The 2,942-nt window shown below is 38.3% G+C and carries 4 protein-coding genes; 1 reads left to right on the plus strand and 3 read right to left on the minus strand.

The features are described 5' to 3' along the window. Positions 1-333: 333 nt before the first annotated feature. Positions 334-1,023: an alternative oxidase gene (locus tag FJR38_RS22365; protein WP_168539499.1), complete on the minus strand. Its 690-nt coding sequence runs from the start codon at positions 1,021-1,023 to the stop codon at positions 334-336. A 369-nt stretch (positions 1,024-1,392) separates the two neighbouring features. On the opposite strand from FJR38_RS22365, the gene hemJ reads away from it, so the two are divergent. Further along, positions 1,393-1,980 carry a protoporphyrinogen oxidase HemJ gene (gene hemJ, locus FJR38_RS22370; RefSeq protein WP_168492579.1) on the plus strand — a complete coding sequence of 196 codons (588 nt, stop codon included), beginning with the start codon at positions 1,393-1,395 and terminating at the stop codon, positions 1,978-1,980. 34 nt (positions 1,981-2,014) lie between these two features. On the opposite strand, the gene FJR38_RS22375 is transcribed toward hemJ, so the two are convergent. After that, positions 2,015-2,566, minus strand: coding sequence for a hypothetical protein (locus FJR38_RS22375; RefSeq protein WP_371418268.1), 552 nt, complete (start codon positions 2,564-2,566; stop codon positions 2,015-2,017). 137 nt (positions 2,567-2,703) lie between these two features. After that, a partial coding sequence (locus tag FJR38_RS22380; protein ID WP_174764094.1) for an orotidine 5'-phosphate decarboxylase / HUMPS family protein occupies positions 2,704-2,942 on the minus strand: 239 nt, incomplete at its 5' end.

The following is a 2,942-nucleotide window of genomic DNA, read 5'->3' on the forward strand; positions in this document are numbered from 1 at the left end:
CCTAGTAAAGATAAATAATATCACTCTTGGAGAAACCTTGATCAAATTTAACCAGGCTCAAAAATCGGACTAAAACCCGGTAAAAATTGAGTAGAGACTTTCCATGGAAAGTCTCTACAGGGGTTTTGATATGATCAAAAATTATGTTCATACTTCAAATCAGCAAAGCCAAAAAACCAGTTAAGCCAACTGATATAGAAGCTATCGGTAGAAAAAATATGGTTTTTCAGGAATTTTCCAGATTTTACCATTTATTGGTGCTTTTATCATTAACCGACCATAAACTACATCTTAACCTATACCCGCATTTCTGTAGAGTGGTGAAGTCATTTTTTAATCGCTAGGTATATTTGCAAAACTATCCGTAATTTCCGAATTAGCTAAAGTATGAGGACTTTTGAAGGAGATTTGAGCGTTGGTTTCTTGACAAGCTACCATTGTTTTCACGTGTTCCATTTCATCATCACGAATCGCCACAAATACATCATAAAGATTATCAACTTGAGGACGACGTTTTTCTGAAGATGGAGCAGTTTGGAACTCATCAAACATATATAAATCACCATCACGATAGTAGCTAATGGCTATGGCTGGAGCAGGTTGTAACTTTAATTCTGCTGCTTGTTCTGTCAAAAATTTCTGATAGCTGCTATAAGCGTGTCCTTCTACCAATTCCATGAAATGATAAGCAGACTTAGGAGAAATAATATACAGGATGACAATAATCCAATAATAAATTAAAGCAGTTGTTTTTGCTAATATGCGATCGCCCCAAAATGCTGAACCTCCTAAAGATTCCATAATCAATAAATGATGCAATTCATTCCAAGATTCCGCAAAATGTACTTTTAACCAATCAGCTTTCCGCCAAAATCCTAATGTTTCATAAAGATGCAAAACTGAAAGATAGGAAAAATAAGGAACTCTAGCAACAGTTTCTAGGACATAAAAACGAGGATAAGGACGATCTCGATAAACTGTATTAATCACAAAAACAAGAATCCCCACCAGCAATTTAATCATGGTAAATCTCCAAATAATATTAATTTTCTAGGCTTTGTTAAAATTTCTAGATTTTTTATCACCTTGCAACTGACTATAAACACAAAAGTTGAGGATCTTGTGAGGATTACTGAAGAAAATGTAAATAAATTGTATAAATACTTGCAAACTGCCGTAACGCTGCTGAAACTAACCTTAGATAGGGCTTGCTGATAGCGTCAGTAAACGTTCCTCTAGAACGTTTCTAGAGGAGTGATAAAGAAGCAATCAACTCTTACCTGCTATAGTTCACACTTCTTAACCTATCTGCATCCTTGCCAGAAATCACCGTAACCTGATAATGAGAATAGATGCAATCATTTGTAAATTCATTAAGGTAGGTGACAATTCATGGCTTATTCTTGGTTTAAAGCATTTCACATAATTGGCTTTGTAGTTTGGTTTGCGGGTTTATTTTACCTAGTACGGCTATTTATCTACCACGTTGAAGCCAACCAAGAACCAGAACCAGCGAAAACGATACTGAAAAACCAGTATCAAATCATGGAAAAGCGTCTTTATGACATCATTACCACTCCTGGGATGTTTGTAACCATAGCAATGGCTATTGGTATCTTATCTACCAACATGGAACTATTAAAAGAACCGTGGTTACATTTCAAATTAGGATTTGTAGCGATTTTAATCGGCTATCATCATTACTGCGGTAGATTAATGAAGCAGTTAGCAGCAGATGAATGTAAGTGGACTGGTCAAAGTTTACGCGCTTTCAATGAAGCCCCGACACTGTTATTAGTAGTAATTGTGATGTTGGCTACATTCAAGAACAACTTACCCACCGACCTTACCGCGTGGCTAATTTTTGGTTTAGTGATTTTCATGGCTGTGAGTATTCAAATGTACGCCAAAATCCGCAGACGCAATAAAGAAAAACTGACAGCAGAATTAGAAGAGGAGTCAGGAGTCAAAGCCTTTTAGTGTTTGATAGTGGATCATTGTCAATTATCAATTATCAATTGTCAATTGCTTGACAATCCCGTAACCATAGTTTAACACCTTGAGCGATCGCCCCATTACTACTATCCCTGGGTGGTGCAATAGGTGGTTTAACGGGATACTCACCAGTTTGGGAAAACATCATTACTACAGCCCAGCCAATCTTAGTTTTTGTTAAAAATAGTCTGTGGAATTCTTGTAATTCTACAGGTTTTTTATTGATATATTTTCGCTCTAAGGTAGTAAAGAAAACCTGTTTTACTCCTTCTACTTCATAGTTATTCCCATTATCAATACCAGGATTTAATGGTAAAGGTTGAAACTCTGGTTTACCCGCAACTAATATATAGGAAAAAGTATCAACACTCCGTTTCATTCTACGCCCACGTTGGATAGCCCGGTTAGCATAGCTAGGTAAATCTAGCAATAGCTGAGTAGTTAAAGTTTCTAAACTTTGCTCAGAACAAGAATTGCTAATTTCTGGATTTACAGGTTTGGGAGTAATATTTTTAGCAAATACAGGGTAATGAAATCCAGGAGAGATAAATAGCCAGCTACAGGTTATCAACAACCAGAGCGAGGGAGCAGGGGAGCAGGGGAGCAGGGGAGCAGGGGAGAGGAGGAATTTCCTTCTTTCTTCTTCCTTCAGACTCCTGACTGGGCGCAGGACCTGCGCCCCTACCTCCTGACTCCTGATTCCTATTTTCATGACACTGTGTTTAACTCCTCTACAATCTGATTCCACGCTAACTCAGGTTCAGCCGCAGCAGTAATGGGGCGACCGATAACTAGATAATCTGCACCTGCTGTGATAGCTTGGGAAGGTGTGAGCGATCGCTTTTGATCTCCCTGATCAGCCCACGTCGGCCGCACTCCTGGACAAACCAGCACAAAGTCTTTTTCACAACTTGCTCTTAATTGTTGCACTTCTTGGGGGAGAACAA

Source organism: Anabaena sp. UHCC 0253 (assembly GCF_009712085.1).
Lineage (GTDB): Bacteria > Cyanobacteriota > Cyanobacteriia > Cyanobacteriales > Nostocaceae > Dolichospermum.